We start from the raw sequence: 17,324 nt of genomic DNA, 5'->3' as shown, positions 1-17,324 counted from the left end.
ATATCGCTTTCCTATGGTGTCCGCATTCCATAGGAAAGCCGATATAGTAAACATGGCTGACCCCATTTTCAGATACAGATTTTTGACAACTCAGATCCAGAGGCACTCATGACCAAGCAAATCAAACGTATTGGTGTTTTGACCAGTGGTGGTGACGCACCGGGTATGAACGCAGCCATCCGCGCCGTGGTGCGCGCCGGTCTGCATCATGGCCTGGAAGTCTACGGCATCTATGATGGCTACCTCGGTCTGCATCAGGACAGGATCGTCAAGCTGGAGCGCCACAGCGTCTCCGACGTGGTTAACCGCGGTGGTACCTTCCTCGGCTCTGCCCGTTTCCCCGCCTTCAAAGATCCGAAAGTCCGGGCCGAGGCGATCGAGAACCTGAAAAAACACGGCATCGACGCCTTGGTGGTGATCGGCGGTGACGGCTCCTACATGGGTGCCAAGAAGCTGACCGAAGAGGGCTTCCCCTGCATCGGCCTGCCGGGCACCATCGACAACGACATCGCCGGTACCGACTTCACCATCGGCTTCGATACCGCACTGAACGTGGTAGTGGATGCCATCGACCGTCTGCGCGACACCTGCAGCTCCCACCACCGCATCTCTGTGGTCGAGATCATGGGCCGCCACTGTGGCGATCTGGCCATGTCTGCCGCCGTGGCCGGCGGTGCCGAGTATGTGATAGTGCCGGAAGTGACCTTCGACAAGGACAAGCTGCTGCAACAGATCAAGGAAGGCGAAGCCAAAGGCAAGAAGCACGCCATCATCACCATCTGTGAGCACGTCACCGACGTGAACGCCCTGGCCAAGGACATCGAGGCCATGACCGGTCGCGAGACCCGCGCCACCATCCTGGGCCACATCCAGCGCGGCGGCTCGCCGACCGCCCGCGATCGCATCATGTCCAGCCGCATGGGCGCCTTCGCCGTCGAGCAACTGCTGGCCGGCCAGGGTGGCCGCTGCGTCGGTATCCAGGGCAACGAGATGGTGCACCACGACATCATCGACTGCATCGAGAACCTCAAGCGCCCGTTCGATCAGGAGCTGTACGACCTCTCCACCACTCTGTTCTAAGCCAGATAGCGCTGATACAGGTTGCTGTGACAAAAACCCTCCGCCGGAGGGTTTTTTTATATGTCCGTGGCGGCTGGCCGTCGGCCCCTTCGGTGCCACACCTCCGCGCCCAGCACTCCCGAAGACATGGAGGCACGGGACCTGACCTCAGGCTTATCCCCAGCAAGGGTCACTCAGCGCCCATGACACGTTTTACTCTGCTCTGACTGTCTCACTGAGGTCGATCGCCGTGGCCAGCCACGCCCCTAATACTGTGAGAGCCTCTGCCCGTCATCCGGCTCGCTGGCACCGGGTCCCCGTCCCTAGATCCCTCCCCCGGCAAGGCGCCGCCAGCAGCCTCCATTACAGCCAGATAGGGGGGTAACAAGCACCCACCGCTGCCAGATTTTCTCTTGGCCAAGGCGATATTCCCCCTGTTTTGAACCATGAATTGTGAAAACGCTGCCAGGAGGTGACGTTAAGGCACTGCCATGACTGGGGTAAGAGACAGGATAGAGAGGAAAAGTGGCTGGATAAGTCATATAGTGCATCCAGGCAAGCCAACGCCTCCATGGCGACATCTCCAGACGCAGTAACGGAGGGTTTTAGGCGAGAAAACTTATGAAACCCAATAAAAGCCCCATATAAAACCCATAAAAAAATCACCACACAAAAACGTAATGCCATGTATTTACTACAAATAATACCATGCAGATGACATGCGCATCCCCCACCTTATCACCATGGTGATAAAGTGACCTCAAAATTGTAAAAAAGACGCCTTATTCTTATCTTGCAATAAAACTGCCACATAAATACATTTATCATTGTTTTACCAGGCCGTTATGGTATCTTGATCCCATCATTAGTCAGTGAAGGGAGACAAAATAATGAAAGAGTTCGTTGTTACCGCCGTATTTACCGTGTTTTTCACTCTGGTTGCCGTCTCTCTGCCGTCACTGGCACAGCTTTGAGTCGGTTGATTGCCCAGAGAATGACATGGTCTGAACGCCATCAAGGCCTGGATGCTGGCTAATCACTCACAGAATATGTTTTTGGTGCCACTGATCTGAATATGCAGACGAATCGGCCTTTATAGTCAATCTGCGCATGTTTTACGATCAAGCCATCGCCAACAAGGGGAGCCTCATGCTCCCCTTGTTGCATTTCTGCCGACGGGATTTACTCTTGCTCCCCTGCCCGTCACAATATCTGCTGGACTAGCCATGCAGGAATTACCATGACCCAAGATGCTCTGCGCCATTGGCGCCGTGATCTTCATCGTCTGCCCGAAGCGGCCTGGTGTGAATTTAGAACCAGCTCCCTCATCGCTCATCACCTCTCTGAACTCGGTTTCTCCGTCATGCTGGGTGACCAGCTGCTGGCCAGCAACCTCATCATGGGGCGGGAGATCGACGTCGCGGCCCAGAAGGAGCGCGCCCTGCGCCAGGGTGCACACCCCGACTGGCTGGCCCGTATCGAAGAGATAACGGGCGTGATGGGACTCTGGGAGAGCGGCCGACCGGGCCCTACCCTGGCGTTTCGCTTCGACATAGACGCGGTAGAAGTGAATGAGGGCCAGGGAGAGCTGCATCCCCCCAGCCAAGAGGGGTGGCAGTCTCACAACCCGGGCTGGATGCACGCCTGTGCCCACGATGGCCACACCGCCATCGGTCTGGTGCTGGCCGAGCGGATCAAAGCCCTGGCCGAGCGGCTCAACGGGCGCATCAAGCTGTTCTTCCAGCCTGCCGAGGAGGGTTGCCGCGGTGGCAAGGCACTGGCGGCGGGCGGTCAGCTCGACGACGTGGATGCCCTGCTGGCGCTGCATATCGGCATTCATGCCAAGAGTGGCGAACTGGTGGTCAACCCGACCGAGTTCCTCTGCTCCACCAAGTTCGATGTGGAGTTTATGGGCCGTGCCGCCCACGCTGGGCTCGAGCCCAACGCGGGCAGCAATGCGCTGGCTGCGGCCTGCATGGCCACCACCGCCATGCTCGGCATCCCCCGCCACCGGGATGGCATGACCCGCATCAACATAGGTCAGCTCAGCGGCGGTAGCGGCCGCAACGTGATCCCTGGCCATGCCCGCCTGCAGGGGGAGACCCGAGGCGCGTCCCCTGAGCTTAACAACTACATGTTTGGCCAGGTGCAGCAGATAGTGGAAGGGGCCGCCCTGATGCAGGGCACGACCTACCTCATCCGCAAGCAGGGGGAAGCCATCGGCATCGAGAACAGCCCGGCCCTGCTCGAGGAGATAGTGCCGCTGGCACAGGCGCTCCAACTCGAGATCATCCACAGCCGCCGCTTCGGCGCCAGCGAGGATGCCGGCTTCCTCATCGAGCGGGTGCAGCGCAGCGGCGGCGAGGCCGCCTATCTGATCCTGGGGGCCGATCTGGCGGCGCCCCACCACCATCCGGAATTCGACTTCGATGAAACCGTGCTGAGCCACGGGGTCGACCTGCTCGAAGCCTGGTTGCTCAGCCGCCTCGGCACCTGAGAAATACGAAGATGAAAAAAGGCAGCCCAAGGGCTGCCTTTTTTGTGGCTGGCGAGGAGCCGGTGCCTCATTGTCCCAGCACTATGGCGAAGAGGTGGGCGAAGTGATGGATCTCGTGGGTCGCCTCGCACGCCACCTGCTGGCGCGCCGGGTTGTACCAGCAGGTGGCCAGCCCCTGCGCCGCGGCGCCGGCGATGTCGGTCTTGGGATTGTCCCCCACCATTAGCACTCGCGCCGGGCTCGGTTGCCCCATCAGCTCGAGCGCATGCTGGAAGATGGCGGCGGCCGGCTTGGTCACATTCACCTCGTCGGAGATGATCAGCGGCTCGAACCAGTCGTCCCAGCCCAGCTTGCTGAGGCGACCACGCTGGGGCAGGCTGAAGCCATTGGTGATGATCCCCATCCTCACTTGGCCCTGCAGGAGCGCCTCCAGGGTCTCGACCACCCCCTCCAGCGGCATGCTCAGGGCGATGATCTGCTGCAGGAAGGTGTCGTTCATCGCCATGGGCGCCACATCCACCTGCTCGGCAAACAGCGAGAAGCGAGTCTGCTGCAGATGGGTGGCGTCTATCTCGCCGGAGTTGTACTGCTGCCACAGTCTGTGGTTCAGCTCGTGATATTGCGCCATCTTGGGCGCGCTGGGTGTCACCCCGTAGATCTGCAGGGTCTGCTCCAGGGCCTGGGCGACCGGGAAATCGAGCAGGGTTTCGTCCAGATCGAACAGCACCCAGTCATAACTTGGTTGTTTCACGCTTGTCCTCATTCGTTGTCTTGCTTAGGTTGCTTGCTCATGCATCTCGATCATCGAGGCGCCGCCCCAGCGGGCCGTCGAGCAGATCCAGCGTCAATCTGACCCCGAATCCGGTCACCTCGCTGCTGACCACACCATTGCCCCCCTTGTTGCGAAAACCGCTCAGGTCGAGGTGCAACCAGGGGGTCTGCTCGGGCACGAAACGGCTGAGGAAGCGGGCAGCATCGATGTGATCCGGTGACGCACCCGGCGCACACTGTAGCAGATCGGCCCATTCGCTATCGAGGTTGTCATCGTAATCCTCGTCCAGCGGGAAGGGCCAGACACGCTCGCCGCTGCACTGGCCCAGGCTTATCAACTCGCCGAGCCACTGGGGTCTGTTGGTAAAGGCGCCGCTGTAACGGCTGCCGAGCGCCCGCTTGCAGGCACCGGTGAGAGTCGCGTAGTCGATCAGCAGGTCCGGCTCGTCCTGCACCGCCATGGCCAGGGTATCCGCCAGCACCATGCGCCCCTCGGCATCGGTGTCGACCACCTCTATGGTGGTACCGTTGATGGCGGTCACCACCTCCCCGGGTTTGTAGGCCAGCGGGCCTATGTGGTTCTCGGCGATGGCAAGCCAGCAGTGCACCTCGTAGGGCAGCTTGGCCCGGCTGATTGCATAGAGGGTGCCCAGCGCCACGGCGCTGCCCCCCATGTCCAAATGCATGCCATACATGCTGCCGCCGACCTTGAGGTTGTAGCCCCCGGAGTCGTGGCAGATCCCCTTGCCCACCAGCGCCAACCGGCGCTCCGCCTTGGCCGGGCAATAGCTGAGCTTGACGATGGCGGCCTGGTTGTCTGCCGATCCCCTGGCCACCGCCAGGAAGGCGCCGGCGCCGAGTCTGGCGAGTTCGGCCTCATCGAACTCCTGCCACTGCCAGCCCTCCTGCTGCGCCAGCTGCTGCGCCCAGGCCCGGTAGCTACGGGGGGTCAGATCGGAGGCCGGCAGCACGGCAAGATGACGGGCCAGGCCATTGCCTTGCGCCTCGGCATGGATCCGGGCCAGATCGAGCTCGCACGCGGGTGACACCATCAGGTGCCGGTAGCTCGTGGGCTCCTCGCTGCGCTGCTTGTGGGTTGGCAGCGGCACATTGGCCGCGAGCAGCGCCGAGAGCACCAGCTCGGCCAGCAGGGCCCGGCTGGCGTCGTCGAATCCCTCAAGATGCAGCGCCAACTGCTCCACCTTGAGGCCGGCCAGGGGAGCGACCCAGGAGCGGGCCAGTTTGTAGAGCCGATGATCCAGGGTTGGCTTGGGATCCACGAAGATCACCAGCTGCAGGCCCTGGCCGTCGGCCAGCCGATAGGGGGCCTTCTGGCCAAGGGCGAGCTGGGCCGCGACCCCGGCGAAGGCGGGTTGCGCCAGCAGGGTGCTGCGCTCGGTGTCGGCGACCAGCAGCAGCTTGATCTGCGCCTGGCTTGCCATCACCTCGTCAAGGCTAGTGGTCTGGATGTCAATCTTGGGAGGGAGATAACTGAAGAGTTGCAGCATAGGAAGCGGCCTCATCCATGAACAGAGGTCACGATGATACCGAACAAGGGCTGGCGACGACCAGTAGCTTGAAAATTAATGTTCAAGATCAGGATGATAGAATATGAGTTCAGAGAGGAAAAACAGGGGGGGGGATAACATGAAAAGTTGGTTGCGGGGGCCAGATTTGAACTGACGACCTTCGGGTTATGAGCCCGACGAGCTACCGAGCTGCTCCACCCCGCGTCCGAATTGTTTGTCCGTTGCCGGACCTATCCCACAGGGTACCGAGCAGAAGTACCTTGCGTCTTCGCCTCACCGCAGCGACCTGCGCCGTGCCATGAATACAAATAGTTGGTTGCGGGGGCCAGATTTGAACTGACGACCTTCGGGTTATGAGCCCGACGAGCTACCGAGCTGCTCCACCCCGCGTCCGAATTGTTTGTCCGTCACCGGACCTATCCCGCAGAGTACCGAGCAGAGGTACCTTGCGTCTTCGTCTCACCGCAGCGACCGAAGCCGTGCCACGAGGACAAATAGTTGGTTGCGGGGGCCAGATTTGAACTGACGACCTTCGGGTTATGAGCCCGACGAGCTACCGAGCTGCTCCACCCCGCGTCCGAATTGTTTGTCCGTTACCGGACCTATCCCACAGGGTACCGAGCAGTAGTACCTTGCGTCTTCGTCTCACCGCAGCGACCGAAGCCTTGCCATGAGAACAAATAGTTGGTTGCGGGGGCCAGATTTGAACTGACGACCTTCGGGTTATGAGCCCGACGAGCTACCGAGCTGCTCCACCCCGCGTCCGAATTGTTTGTCCGTTACCGGACCTATCCCGCAGGGTACCGAGCAGGGGTACCTTGCGTCTTCGTCTCACCGCAGCGACCGAAGCCGTGCCATGAGGACAAATAGTTGGTTGCGGGGGCCAGATTTGAACTGACGACCTTCGGGTTATGAGCCCGACGAGCTACCGAGCTGCTCCACCCCGCGTCTGAGGTCGCCAATAATAGGCGCCAGCGCTGAGATTGCAAGTAATTATCCTAAAAAAAGTGCATTAGGGGATGAAACCGCCATATGTTGTGTTCTTTTGCAACAAACCGTAGTTTTTTCAGTCAGCTAGCTAATGCCCTGCCCCGCAGGGAGCTCTGCCCCCTCTCTATATCTGACAGCCGATCCACGCCGGCGGTGCGCCTTTCCCATGAAAAAGCCCGCGCCTATGGGACGGCGCGGGCTTCTCTGTTCTTCATGACGCGTTGCGGCGGGCTCAGACCAGCTGATGCAAGACGCTGGTCGCCGCCAGCTGGGCGATGATCAGGCCACAGAGGGTGGTCGAGACCACCACAGGCGCCGTCTCCTGCTGTCGATAGAGCGGGCTGAACCAGAGCAGCAGGGCGGCGATCAGCAGCCCGGCCTGGGTCAGCACCCCGGGGATCAGGGCATCGAGGCTAGCGCCATGACCCTGCCACCCCACCAGCACCGCCAGCCAGATCAGGCTCAGGATGGCGGCGATGAGCCCCGCCATGGGCAGCAGGGTATTGAACGCCTGCAACCTGTGACGGGCGCGCAGCAGCATCAGGTGGGCGAAGGCCGATCCCAGCAGCACCATCTGCAACGCCCCGCTCAGCCAGCCCTGGATCTGCAGCAGGCCCAGTCCGTACAGGGCGAGCGGCATGGCCGGCAGCCACAGCAGACTGGACGGGATGGCGCGCTTGCCCTCCAGGCGGGACTGGGCCAGAGAGAGGACTATCCCCAGGATCATGGCGGCGCCCCCGCACCAGATCAGCCAGCCTTTCATCCCGGCCTCCATCGCCAGCATCAGGGAGAGCCCGGTGATCACCCAGATGGAGAAGAGCTGCGTCGTGATCCGCGAGCGCTGGCCCGGGCAGAGATCGCCGCGCCACAGCACCAGCCCGAGTGCGATCAGGGCACCCAGCGCCATCAGGCCGGTCAGGGGAAAGAGCCAAAAAGGAAGTTGGACGAACATAGGATCTCCGGCAGCAAACTGATGACGGGGCCAAAGGGGCGCCCGGCAGTAAAAATGAGAGGGGCGAGTATACCCAAACCCGCCCCCATCCCCAACGGCGATATCCGGATCTAGCCCTGACCGCGCGCCAGGGCCACCACCCTGGCGAACATCTGCCGGATCATCGGCGGGATGCGCTCGCCGCCGAGTCGCTCCGCCTCCTCCACCACCGCCAGCGCCAGGCCGGGCTTGCTGCGATGATGGATGGCCTTGGCGATGATGCGCCCGGGGTTGAGGGTCGAGCGGCCGCCGACGCCGGCCTCGCGCCGAAACACCCCCTCGAACCCGTTCTGATAGAGATAGTGCTCGATGTCGGCCGCCGGCAGCTGGGTCAGTCGATCCCGCTCCCGCTCGCCCTTGAGCAAGGAGCGGGCCGAGCTGGCGTACTTGATCCCGGCCTCGTCGCCGTCGGTAAGCAGGTGCCACTCGATGCCAAAGTCCCGCGCCACCTTGATGAGCGGCGCCTGGCCGCACTGGGCGAATTCGATGATGCGCACCCCTTCCGCCCGCAGACTGTAACCGCAGATCTGGGCCAGCTCGGAGAGCAACCAGATCTCGGTCTCCCCTTCCACCAGCAGCCAGCAGCGGGCGAACATCGACATGGGTCTGTTGATCCGCACATGGAAGGCGATTTTGCGCAGATCGTCGCTGCTGTAGCGCTCGCCCCCCAGCTGATGGCAGACGATGTCCTGCTGACGGCGCACCAGCCGGCGCACCTGGTTGAGCGGCAGGGAGGAGAGCAGATCCCCCGAGTTGGTGGTGAGCAGCTTCTGGCCCGGCAGTTGCTCTAGCAGGCCCCAGGCCAGCGCCAGCATGGTGGGGTGCAGGCGGCTCTCAGGATCTTCCAGGATCATGATGGGTCTGGCCCCCTCCTCCAGCTCGCGGTTGCCGCGGGCGTTGAGCAACATGGCCGCCATGCCCGCCATCGCCAGCTGCAGGGCCCGGTTGTCGGCGTTGCGCAGCAGCATCTGCAGATTGCCGGGGTTGCGCAACGTCATGGGGCGATTGACGATCTCCCGCTGGCTGCGCGGCTTGTGCTTGATGGGGGCCAGGGCGCTGAAGTAGTGCTCCATCAACTGGCGCACCGCCAGCAACGCCTCCTTCAGTTCGGGCTCGCCGATGCGCTGGGGCTCATCCGTCAGCTTGCCGGACAGCTCGCCGAGGCGCTGCTCGGACAGATCCCCCCAGGGCAGCGCCTCGACCCCATCGCGGATCGTGCGCGCATCGCGCAGGCGGAACACCGGGTTCATGGTGATGAGCAACTGCACCAGCTCATCGTTGTCGTCGATGGCCAGGGTCTTGCCGATACCGTCGAGAAAGTCATGGGTGGTCAGCACGCTGCCGTCATCCTGCAGCTCGGCGCTGGCGCGATAATGGACGCGGTGAAACTTGTCCCGGTGCGGGATCCAGGCCTCGCCGAGGCGCGCAAGCCGGCGTGAGTGCTGGCACATCTGGGGCCGGTACTCGCTGAAGGTGAGCACCAGTTGCAGGTTGCGCGACGACGCCAGCTCCGGGTCTTCCGGTTGGTGGAAATCATCGCGGGTGAACTGATAGGGGCCGGCATCCCCCAGCAGGCACCAGAGGGCGCGCAGCAGGCTGGACTTGCCCCAGGCGTTTTCGCCGATGAGCACCGTGGTGTGATCCAGCCCGAGCGAGAGCCGATTTATCCCGCGAAAACCTTTGACTTCAATACGTTCCAGAAACATGAGGCCATACCCAAGTCCATGCTGATGGCGTCATAGTGGCAAAGTTGCCAGGAAAATCCTATCGGGTCGTGGCGACTTTCAGCGGGAACTGTGAGGAATGAGAGGTTCGGGGGCGGGAGGGACACAGAGCCGAGTCTTGGGGCCATTCCAATGGCTGAACCAGAGATGGCGGGTACGGATCTGACGCTTGCGATGCTTCAATGGACACTCCTTGGTGATAGAGGGCAGCCAGGCTGCCGTTACCCAACGAGTCTGCCGCCTATCCGTGACAATGGGATGACAACTGGCTGCGCCACTGCCCGGGACTGAGGCCGAAGGCCTCCCGGAAGCGGTTGCCGAGATGGGCCTGGGAGGAGAAGCCGCACTGGGCGGCGATGCTGGCCAGGGGATCGGGTCCTGCCAGCAGTTGCTTGGCCCGCTTCAGCCGCAATCCCTGCAGGTAGCGATGGGGCGGGCAACCCAGGCTCTGGCCGAACATGCGGGCGAAGTGATATTCGCTGAGGCCCGCCTCCTGGGCCAGCTCGCTCAGGGTGACGGGCTCGGCCAGGTGCGCCAGCAGATACTCCTGCACCCGCCGGATCACCACGGGGGCAAGGCCGCCGCGCACCTCGGGCAGGCTGGGCGCCTCCCGGGTGTGGTGGCGATAGGCGTGCAACATCAGCATCCAGGCGCCGTGGGAGAGCGCCATGCGATCGACCCCGTGCTGCCAGTCCAGCTTCATCAGCTGGGCCTGCACCAGCGCCGCGGCCTGGGGATCATCGATGAAGGTCTTGTCTTCCAGCACCAGATGACGGCCCTCCTTGTCACAGGCCTGCTCGGCGATGCGAGCGAGGTGATCGGGGCTGAAATAGAGGTGGAAGAAGCGAAACTCCTCGCGCACCAGCCACTCGGATCTGTGGTGATCCGGCATGATGCACACCTTGCCGGTGCCACCGTGGCCGCCGGGCCCGTCCAGCCGCTCGGTCTGCTCGCCCCCCTGCAGGTAGACGCTGACAGTATGATGGCCAGGTTTGTGGTAGCGGGTCTGATCGTAACAGTTGCGCCAGCTGGCGACCCCGAGCCCGGGCTCCAGCCAGCAGGAATCCTCCAGCCTTGCCCCCGTGCTGACCAGTGCATCGAATACTCCCGCCTGTCTCATCTGCTGCAACCCGCCTGTGCCTTGCGCCTCATCCTGCCCCATCTTACCCCTCCCCCTTGCCGCGCACAGCGGTCACGCCAAAAAAACCGCAAGATGCTGTAAGCCAGCGCACGCCGTCCGGCCCATGCTGATCCCCATGTCGTTTCCCTTTTCTGACCGGATCCCTTATGAACTTACTGCTGTATATTTCCACCGTCCTCATCTGGGGCAGCACCTGGATCGCCATCGCCTGGCAGCTGGGGCCCATCCCCATCGAGGTCTCCGTACTTTATCGCTTCGCGCTGGCGGCCCTGGCGCTGTTTGCCCTGCTCACCCTCAGTGGCAAGTTCCCGCGCCTGCCCTGGCAGGGCCAGCGTTACGCCGCCCTGCTCGGCGCCCTGCTGTTCTCCACCAATTTCCTCTGCTTCTACCACGCCACCCTCTACATCCCGAGCGGCCTGTCGGCGGTGATCTTCGCCAGCGCCAGCATCTTCAACGGCCTCAACCTCTGGCTGTTCGAGGGTAAAAAGCCGAGTCTGCGCTGGCTGCAGGGTTCCCTGTTGGGGCTGCTCGGCACCCTGTTGCTGTTCTGGCCGGTGCTGGCGGATGCGCAACTGGGTGCAAACGGCTGGAAGGGACTGCTGTTCGCCTCTGCGGGGACGCTCTGCTTCTCCCTGGGCAATCTGGTGTCGGCCCGCGGTCAGCGCCAGGGCTACCAGGTGCTGCAGATGGTGCCCTGGGGCATGGTGTACGGGGTGGCACTGCTGCTGGGCTGGGTCCTGCTGCTCGGCCAATCCCTGGTCCTGCCGACCGAGCCCCGCTACCTCGCGGCCATGGTCTATCTGGCCATCTTCGGCTCCGTCATCGCCTTCACCGCCTACCTCACCCTGGTGGGGCGCATCGGCGCCAGCAAGGCCGCCTACGCCACAGTGCTGTTCCCCCTGGTGGCGCTCAGCCTCTCCACCCTGTATGAGGGTTTCGTCTGGCAGACGGTGTCTGTGGTGGGGGTGGTGATCAGCCTGCTCGGCAACCTGGTGATCTTCGCCCCGCCCCTGAAGTCCTGGCGCTGGCCGCATCCCAAGGCGGCAGACGGCACTTGCCCCTGAGTCCACCAGCCCCTAAGGTAACCCCTTCCAACAGGTAGGATGGGAGGGGATATGTTACTGGAAGGGCTGGAGACACTCAGCTTGCTGGCGAGCGAGGGCACCATGGCCAAGGTGGCCAGCCGCCTCTACATCAGCCAGTCGGCGGTGAGCAAGCGCATCAATCAGCTGGAGTCGCGCCTCGGCAAGAAGCTGATCGAGCCGGATGGCCGCCAGATCCGGCTCACCCCCCAGGCTCTGGAGCTGCTCGCCCGGCTGGCTCCGAGCCTGGCGGAGATGAAGGGGGTGCTGGCGGACAGCCAGACCCTCACCGACAGTACCCCCCTGCCCGTCGCCTGCTCCGAGACCCTGCTGGCGGGCTACCTCGCCCGCTTCATGCACGACTACCTCAGCCAGGATCCCTGCCTCGCCCTCTCCACCCACCACACCCCCGTCATACTGGCGCGGGTGCGCGGGGGCGATGCCCTGCTCGGCATCTGTGCCGGTCGGCTGCCCCCCGGTCACGGCCTGTGCGCCGAGTTGCTGCTGGAGGAGCCCTTCTATCTGGTGGGCGACGCGGATCAAGGGGCGCGGCTATCTCATGATCAGGGGCAACCCATACTGACCATGGATCTGGATAATCCCTCCAACCGCTACCTGCGCGAGCCGCTGGCGGCGCTCGGGCTGGTGCCCAGCATGGAGCTGGACTCCTATCTGGCGCTGATCGAGCTGGCCAAGGCGGGCATAGGCCCGGTGCTGCTGCCGGCAGGCCTGCTGGCCCTGGTGGGCGAGCAGGGGGAACGGGCGCGTCCCCTGCCGGGGCTGGGGCGGCCGCTGCACCTGGTCTATCGCCAGAGCAGCCTGAAGCGGGAGCGCATCGGCCGGCTGGTCGAGGGGATCAGGGCCCACTTCGCCCGGCCAAGTTGAGCCCGAGGGTAACTGAAATGACAAGGCCGCGATCACGCGGCCTTGTCATCTGCAACGAAAGAGGTCTTTTAGCTGATCCAGCTAAACAGCTCGGGGTACTGGCTCCACACCAGCTTGGCCGACATCAGCAGGGAGACGGTGACCAGCAGCGGCTTGATCAGCTTCACACCCTTCTTCAATACCAGCTTGGAGCCGAAGCGGGCGCCGATGAACTGGCCGAGGGCCATGCAGAAACCGACGCTCCACACCACCTTGCCGCCGAGGGCGAAGAACAGCAGGGAGGCGATGTTGGAGGTGAAGTTGAGCAGCTTGGTATGGGCCGTGGCCCGCGCCATGCCAAAGCCCGCCAGCGCCACGAAGCCGATGGCGAAGAAGGACCCGGTGCCCGGCCCGAAGAAACCGTCATAGAAGCCGACCCCGCCACCCACCAGCAGGGCGAACAGCATGGGAGTGAGACGGCGAGCGCTCTCGGCATCGCTCACCCTGGGGGAGAAGAAGAAGTAGCAGGCAAAGGCCATCAGCAGGAAGGGCAGCAGCCGCTCCAGGATGGCGGCGTCTATGGTCTGCACCGCCAGGGTGCCGATGGCCGCGCCGATGAAGGTGCAGATCACCGCGGGCCAGATCATGGCCCACTCCAGCAGCCCCTTGCGGGCATAGAACCAGGTGGCGGAGAAGGAGCCGAAGCTGCTCTGCAGCTTGTTGGTGCCGAGCACCAGCGCCGGCGGCATGCCGGTCGCCAGCAGGGCTGGCACCGTCAACAGGCCGCCGCCCCCGGCGATGGCGTCGATAAAGCCGGCGATAAGGGCGACCCCGAACAGGGCGACCAGGGTAAGCAGTTCCAATTCCATCCATAGACCTCGTGTGATTGTGGTGCCCCGCGGCGACGCCAGGCGGGCACAGATGAGTAACGCTGGTCGCTATCCTAGCGGGCGCAGGCTCATGAGGCTAACGAAACAATGGCAGCCAATTGATTCCTGGTTTTCATCAATAGACGACCCCAGGCACAGACTCGTACAGCGAGCGAAACAGGGGCAGACGGTGGATCCGCTCCCCTATGTTCGTTGATCACCGGCGCAGCGGTTCAGGCGATCAGCCTGGCCGGCGCTGTCTCTCCCCTGCCCTTTATCGCGGGCCATTCTTGCCCCGAAGACTTCATCTTCGCCATGCAGCTGCCGAGCTGACGGTTAGGTGGCAACGCTGGGCTCGCCCGTCTCCACGGCAGGTTCGGCGACTCCCCCGTTGATCTCGTCAAGGGCCTGCAACAGCGGTGACTCGTCCTCGCCGGGAGCCCGGCTCACGCGGCCGGCCATATAGCGGCTGCTGAACAGATTAAACCAGAGCTGCAATGCCTGACCCGCCGCCAGCTCGCCGGCCACCTCCAGCACACAGGCCGCCACCTCGGCGGTGCAGAGGTGCTCGTCACAATTGGCCACCCGCATGCCATAAGTAGAGAGCGCATCCGGCCGCACCGACAGCACGGGGAAGCCATCCAGATAGGGGCTCATGTTGAACATCTTGCGCGCCTCGGGCCAGGTGCCATCCAGCAGGATGAAGAGCGGCTTCTTGCCAGGGGCCAGGGCCACCCGTTCGGTCACCCGCGCCGGGTTCTTCTCGCAGGCGGGGAACACCACATAGGGCTGCCAGGCGGGATCCGCCAGCAGGGCCAGCAAGTCGGGGTGGGGCTCGGTACGCTTCCAGAGGAAGGCCCAGGTCGTGTCAGGCAAGACGTCCGCGATGAGGCGGCCGGTGTTGGAGGGCTTCATCGGCTCGCTGTCGTACATCAGCAGGCAGAAACCGGCCTCGGCCTTGAGCTCGGGCCGCCATTCGCAGGCACACCAGGCATGGCGCAGCTGGCAGGCTTCACAGCGGGGCACGCTGCCGCCGCGGGCGAGAAAGGGTCGGGTCGAGATGCTCTTGCGCCAGATGCGCAGGCGGTTGACGGCGTGATCGGGGATTGGCTTCATGGCGGGCTCGGCGGCACAGTCTGGGGTGCGGTTTGCAGTACAAAAGGGGGCAGATTGTAGCGAGCGGGTCTGCGGGCCGCAAGCTGCGCGGCCCTCCCCGGTCAGACTCGCGAGCCCAATGAGTCGCTCTATACTTGGTCGTCACCCCATCATCCCACACCCGGGAAGGTCGATGGGACACAGGAGGAGAAGATGGCAGAACAAGACATGGCCAGGGAGCATGCCCTGGCCGAAGGCAAGACCTTCACCTGGCACGAGCTCTATGTGCCCGATGGTGAGGCCGGGGTCCGCTTCTACACCGAGGTGCTCGGCTGGCAGACTGAGCTCATGGAGATGGAGGGCGGCAACTACCCCATGCTGGTCGCCAATGGCCGACCGGTGGCCGGGGTGCAGGCCACCCGCGACAATCCGCAGATGGCCGGCGTGCCGCCCCACTGGGCGACCTACATAGCGGTGGATGACGTCGATGCCAGGCTGGCCAAGGTGACGGCCCATGGGGGCAGCGTGGTGGTGCCCGCCATGGACATCCCCACCGTCGGGCGCATGGCCCTGATCGCCGATCCCTAGGGCGCGCACATCTGGCTGTTCACCTCGGCACCTATGTGAGTTGTCGCGCCGGATATGACAGAGGGGCCAACCGGCCCCTCTTCATTTCACCACTGCCGCCTCTCAGGCGGGCTTGCGCAGGATCTGCTCGAGGAAGCGGGCGAAGCTGTGACCGTGATGCTCCAGCAGTTTCGGGAACATGGAGATGGAGGTCATGCCGGGGAAGGTGTTGATCTCGTTGAGCAGTATCTCCCCCTCCTCGGTCAGGAAGAAGTCGATACGCGACAGATGGGTCAACTTCAGCTGACGGAATGCCTTGAGGGCATAGGCCTGGATGGCATCAGACTGAGCCAGGGTCAAACCTTCCGCATGCAAGGCGGTCTCGGTGTGGCTGGCGCTGCTGTATTTCTCTTCGTAGGTGTAGAACTTGTCGGTCGGCACGCAGATCTCGCCCGGATAGGTCGCCACCAGCTCGTCACCGTATTGGTAGACCGCCACTTCCAGCTCGCGCGGCTTGACAGCCTTCTCGATCAGCACCTGCTCGGAGTAACCGAAGGCGTCCTTGATGCCCTGCACCAGCTCGGCTTCGTTGCTGGCGGAGTAGCAGCCAACGGAGGAGCCCTGAGAGGCGGCCTTGATGAACACCTTGCCCCACTTGGCGAGGGCGGCTTTCGCCTCGGCGATCCCCGCCTCATCCTGCTCGGTCAGGAACAGATAGGGGGTGTTGGGGATACCGAGGGCGGAGAACCACAGCTTGGTGCTGATCTTGTTGAAGCAGATCTTGCTCGCCTCGGCGTCGCAACCCAGATAAGGCAGGCCCGCCAGCTCGAGGAAGGATTGCAGATCGCCGGTCTCGCCAGGATAGCCGTGGATGCAGGGCACCACGTAATCCACCGGGCGGGCCACGCTGTCGAAGGAGAGCAGCTTGTCCAGCCCCAGCTTGCACTCGCGGCCGTCGGCACTGAGCCAGCGATCGGCAAACATCTCGACCCGGGTCACTTCGACATTGGGCAGGAGGGCGAGTTGTTGCTCGAGGAAATTGGCACTACGCAGAGAGACTTCGTGTTCGGCGCCACCGCCGCCGCACAGCAGCAAAACATGCATGTTCTTCATTAGATATGATCCCTTGGGAGAAGCGGCTTCGTCATGATCCGTGATGAACCACCGCACGAAAAAAAACCGGACGAAGCCAGATACGAACATTGAGTGCGGCCAGTGTAGCAAGGGAGGCAAAGCCTTGTCAGCCGATGGAAGCCCTCTTCCCCCGCTTGGGGCCACAAAGGCCTCGATTGTGGCAACCCCTGTGTCAGAAAAGGTCTCGCGGTTTCAATCAGCGAGACGGATCGACCCGGCCGACGCCGTTGCCGTTGACCCTGAACCAGCCGGCGATGCTGTAACGCTCCTGGCTCGCTGGCAACACCTCGTGGGGAAACTCCTCGGACAGGAACAGCACCAACCGTCCCCCCTTGGGTGAGACATCCATCAGAAACTGCTCGTCGTTGTCGTAGACGCGCAGCACTCCGCCCGCCTCCGGTTGCCAGCCGTTGTTGAGGTAGAACACCGAGGTGAGGCGGCGATTGGAGCGACCGGCGAAGGCGTCCCTGTGGGTGGCATAGAAGTCACCGCTGCGATAACGGGCGAAGTGCGCCTCGTAGTCGAACAGCCCCAGCATCAGGCTGCGATTGGCGGCCAGGCGCAGGGACTCCATGCGCGCAAGGTAATCCACCACAGGCGCACCGAGATCAGCCTCGAGCCAGTGGATCTGATCACGGCGGATATCGGGGTTGCCCTGATGCAGCGCTTCCCGCCCGATCCCTGCCGGTTGCCAGTCCCCCGGCAGGCAGGCACGCAGCGCCTCCACCTCGGCGGCGGTTAAAAAATCATCCACTATCACCCATCCTCGGGTGTAAATGGCATCCATGACGGCTTGATAGTCCAAGATGGGCTCGCAACGAGTGGAGAGAGTGCGCTTTGTAGCGACTTAGTCCCCCTGGCACAAACCGGATTGCTTCTCCTGAGAAGTCCCACCATCAATACGCACAAGGGCGCAGGCGCCCGCCCCCGATTTCCCCTTGCCCCACCGCCCCTAGCCAGCTAACGTGCCCATAGAGCCCGATAGTGGCCTCAACCTTTGACCCTGTCACC

At 63.0% G+C, this 17,324-nt stretch carries 14 protein-coding genes and 5 tRNA genes; 5 read left to right on the top strand and 14 right to left on the bottom strand.

Annotation, left to right across the window (positions count from 1 at the left end):
• The first annotated feature begins 108 nt into the window (after positions 1-108).
• Together pfkA and KW821_RS09775 are read left to right on the top strand one after the other, a co-directional pair.
• Entirely contained in the window at positions 109-1,080 is a 972-nt protein-coding gene (pfkA, locus tag KW821_RS09780; protein WP_042652255.1) for a 6-phosphofructokinase, read from the top strand.
• 1,219 nt (positions 1,081-2,299) lie between these two features.
• Positions 2,300-3,556 carry an amidohydrolase gene (locus tag KW821_RS09775; protein ID WP_218291301.1) on the top strand — a complete coding sequence of 419 codons (1,257 nt, stop codon included), beginning with the start codon at positions 2,300-2,302 and terminating at the stop codon, positions 3,554-3,556.
• Positions 3,557-3,623: 67 nt separating this feature from the next.
• Here the strand turns inward: KW821_RS09775 and yjjG are convergent, their stop codons facing one another.
• The 10 genes from yjjG to KW821_RS09725 all read right to left on the bottom strand — a co-directional run bounded on the left by yjjG (position 3,624) and on the right by KW821_RS09725 (position 10,681).
• A complete protein-coding gene (gene yjjG, locus KW821_RS09770) occupies positions 3,624-4,307 on the bottom strand; it encodes a pyrimidine 5'-nucleotidase (protein WP_218291300.1) in 684 nt (227 codons plus the stop codon).
• Positions 4,308-4,344: 37 nt separating this feature from the next.
• Positions 4,345-5,835, bottom strand: a complete 1,491-nt coding sequence (locus KW821_RS09765) for a leucyl aminopeptidase family protein (protein WP_218291299.1) — start codon at positions 5,833-5,835, stop codon at positions 4,345-4,347.
• Between the two features lie 148 nt (positions 5,836-5,983).
• Positions 5,984-6,060 (bottom strand) — tRNA-Met (locus tag KW821_RS09760).
• A gap of 109 nt (positions 6,061-6,169) precedes the next feature.
• A tRNA-Met gene (locus tag KW821_RS09755) sits at positions 6,170-6,246 on the bottom strand.
• 109 nt (positions 6,247-6,355) lie between these two features.
• Positions 6,356-6,432: transfer RNA gene (locus KW821_RS09750), tRNA-Met, on the bottom strand.
• A 109-nt stretch (positions 6,433-6,541) separates the two neighbouring features.
• Positions 6,542-6,618: transfer RNA gene (locus tag KW821_RS09745), tRNA-Met, on the bottom strand.
• 109 nt (positions 6,619-6,727) lie between these two features.
• Positions 6,728-6,804 (bottom strand) — tRNA-Met (locus KW821_RS09740).
• 274 nt (positions 6,805-7,078) lie between these two features.
• Complete coding sequence (locus KW821_RS09735) at positions 7,079-7,798, bottom strand: hypothetical protein (protein ID WP_218291298.1); 720 nt, start codon at positions 7,796-7,798, stop codon at positions 7,079-7,081.
• Positions 7,799-7,908: 110 nt separating this feature from the next.
• Entirely contained in the window at positions 7,909-9,543 is a 1,635-nt protein-coding gene (locus tag KW821_RS09730; RefSeq protein ID WP_042652260.1) for an ATP-dependent endonuclease, read from the bottom strand.
• Between the two features lie 259 nt (positions 9,544-9,802).
• Complete coding sequence (locus KW821_RS09725; protein ID WP_370302239.1) at positions 9,803-10,681, bottom strand: helix-turn-helix domain-containing protein; 879 nt, start codon at positions 10,679-10,681, stop codon at positions 9,803-9,805.
• A gap of 167 nt (positions 10,682-10,848) precedes the next feature.
• On the opposite strand from KW821_RS09725, the gene KW821_RS09720 reads away from it, so the two are divergent.
• Both KW821_RS09720 and KW821_RS09715 read left to right on the top strand, forming a co-directional pair.
• Positions 10,849-11,766 carry a DMT family transporter gene (locus KW821_RS09720; RefSeq protein WP_218291297.1) on the top strand — a complete coding sequence of 306 codons (918 nt, stop codon included), beginning with the start codon at positions 10,849-10,851 and terminating at the stop codon, positions 11,764-11,766.
• 51 nt (positions 11,767-11,817) lie between these two features.
• Complete coding sequence (locus KW821_RS09715; RefSeq protein ID WP_218291296.1) at positions 11,818-12,669, top strand: LysR family transcriptional regulator; 852 nt, start codon at positions 11,818-11,820, stop codon at positions 12,667-12,669.
• Between the two features lie 68 nt (positions 12,670-12,737).
• Here KW821_RS09715 and KW821_RS09710 read toward each other — a convergent pair whose 3' ends face one another.
• On the bottom strand, positions 12,738-13,517 hold the full coding sequence (locus KW821_RS09710; RefSeq protein ID WP_042652264.1) for a TSUP family transporter: 780 nt from the start codon (positions 13,515-13,517) through the stop codon (positions 12,738-12,740).
• Positions 13,518-13,853: 336 nt separating this feature from the next.
• Positions 13,854-14,633: a tRNA-uridine aminocarboxypropyltransferase gene (locus KW821_RS09705; protein WP_218291295.1), complete on the bottom strand. Its 780-nt coding sequence runs from the start codon at positions 14,631-14,633 to the stop codon at positions 13,854-13,856.
• Positions 14,634-14,825: 192 nt separating this feature from the next.
• Between KW821_RS09705 and KW821_RS09700 the strand changes: the two genes are divergently transcribed.
• Positions 14,826-15,200 (top strand): VOC family protein, encoded by a 375-nt coding sequence (locus KW821_RS09700; protein ID WP_218291294.1) that lies wholly within the window; start codon positions 14,826-14,828, stop codon positions 15,198-15,200.
• Between the two features lie 102 nt (positions 15,201-15,302).
• Here the strand turns inward: KW821_RS09700 and KW821_RS09695 are convergent, their stop codons facing one another.
• Both KW821_RS09695 and KW821_RS09690 read right to left on the bottom strand, forming a co-directional pair.
• Positions 15,303-16,292: a D-alanine--D-alanine ligase gene (locus KW821_RS09695; RefSeq protein WP_218291293.1), complete on the bottom strand. Its 990-nt coding sequence runs from the start codon at positions 16,290-16,292 to the stop codon at positions 15,303-15,305.
• A gap of 217 nt (positions 16,293-16,509) precedes the next feature.
• Positions 16,510-17,118, bottom strand: coding sequence for a 2OG-Fe(II) oxygenase (locus KW821_RS09690; protein WP_218291292.1), 609 nt, complete (start codon positions 17,116-17,118; stop codon positions 16,510-16,512).
• Positions 17,119-17,324 lie beyond the last annotated feature (206 nt).

Source organism: Aeromonas sp. sif2416 (genome assembly GCF_019218665.1).
GTDB classification, from domain to species: domain Bacteria; phylum Pseudomonadota; class Gammaproteobacteria; order Enterobacterales; family Aeromonadaceae; genus Aeromonas; species Aeromonas encheleia.
The sequence above is the reverse complement of the archived record's forward strand: the minus strand, read 5'-3'. Positions and strand labels throughout refer to the sequence as shown.

Coding starts and splice junctions, on each gene's coding strand:
- KW821_RS09720 (WP_218291297.1), top strand. CDS start 10,849: ATGAACTTACTGCTGTATATTTCCACCGTCCTCATCTGGGGCAGCACC.
- KW821_RS09735 (WP_218291298.1), bottom strand. CDS start 7,798: ATGTTCGTCCAACTTCCTTTTTGGCTCTTTCCCCTGACCGGCCTGATG.
- pfkA (WP_042652255.1), top strand. CDS start 109: ATGACCAAGCAAATCAAACGTATTGGTGTTTTGACCAGTGGTGGTGAC.
- KW821_RS09715 (WP_218291296.1), top strand. CDS start 11,818: ATGTTACTGGAAGGGCTGGAGACACTCAGCTTGCTGGCGAGCGAGGGC.
- KW821_RS09775 (WP_218291301.1), top strand. CDS start 2,300: ATGACCCAAGATGCTCTGCGCCATTGGCGCCGTGATCTTCATCGTCTG.
- KW821_RS09725 (WP_370302239.1), bottom strand. CDS start 10,681: ATGAGACAGGCGGGAGTATTCGATGCACTGGTCAGCACGGGGGCAAGG.
- KW821_RS09695 (WP_218291293.1), bottom strand. CDS start 16,292: ATGAAGAACATGCATGTTTTGCTGCTGTGCGGCGGCGGTGGCGCCGAA.
- KW821_RS09730 (WP_042652260.1), bottom strand. CDS start 9,543: ATGTTTCTGGAACGTATTGAAGTCAAAGGTTTTCGCGGGATAAATCGG.
- KW821_RS09765 (WP_218291299.1), bottom strand. CDS start 5,835: ATGCTGCAACTCTTCAGTTATCTCCCTCCCAAGATTGACATCCAGACC.
- KW821_RS09705 (WP_218291295.1), bottom strand. CDS start 14,633: ATGAAGCCAATCCCCGATCACGCCGTCAACCGCCTGCGCATCTGGCGC.
- KW821_RS09700 (WP_218291294.1), top strand. CDS start 14,826: ATGGCAGAACAAGACATGGCCAGGGAGCATGCCCTGGCCGAAGGCAAG.
- KW821_RS09710 (WP_042652264.1), bottom strand. CDS start 13,517: ATGGAATTGGAACTGCTTACCCTGGTCGCCCTGTTCGGGGTCGCCCTT.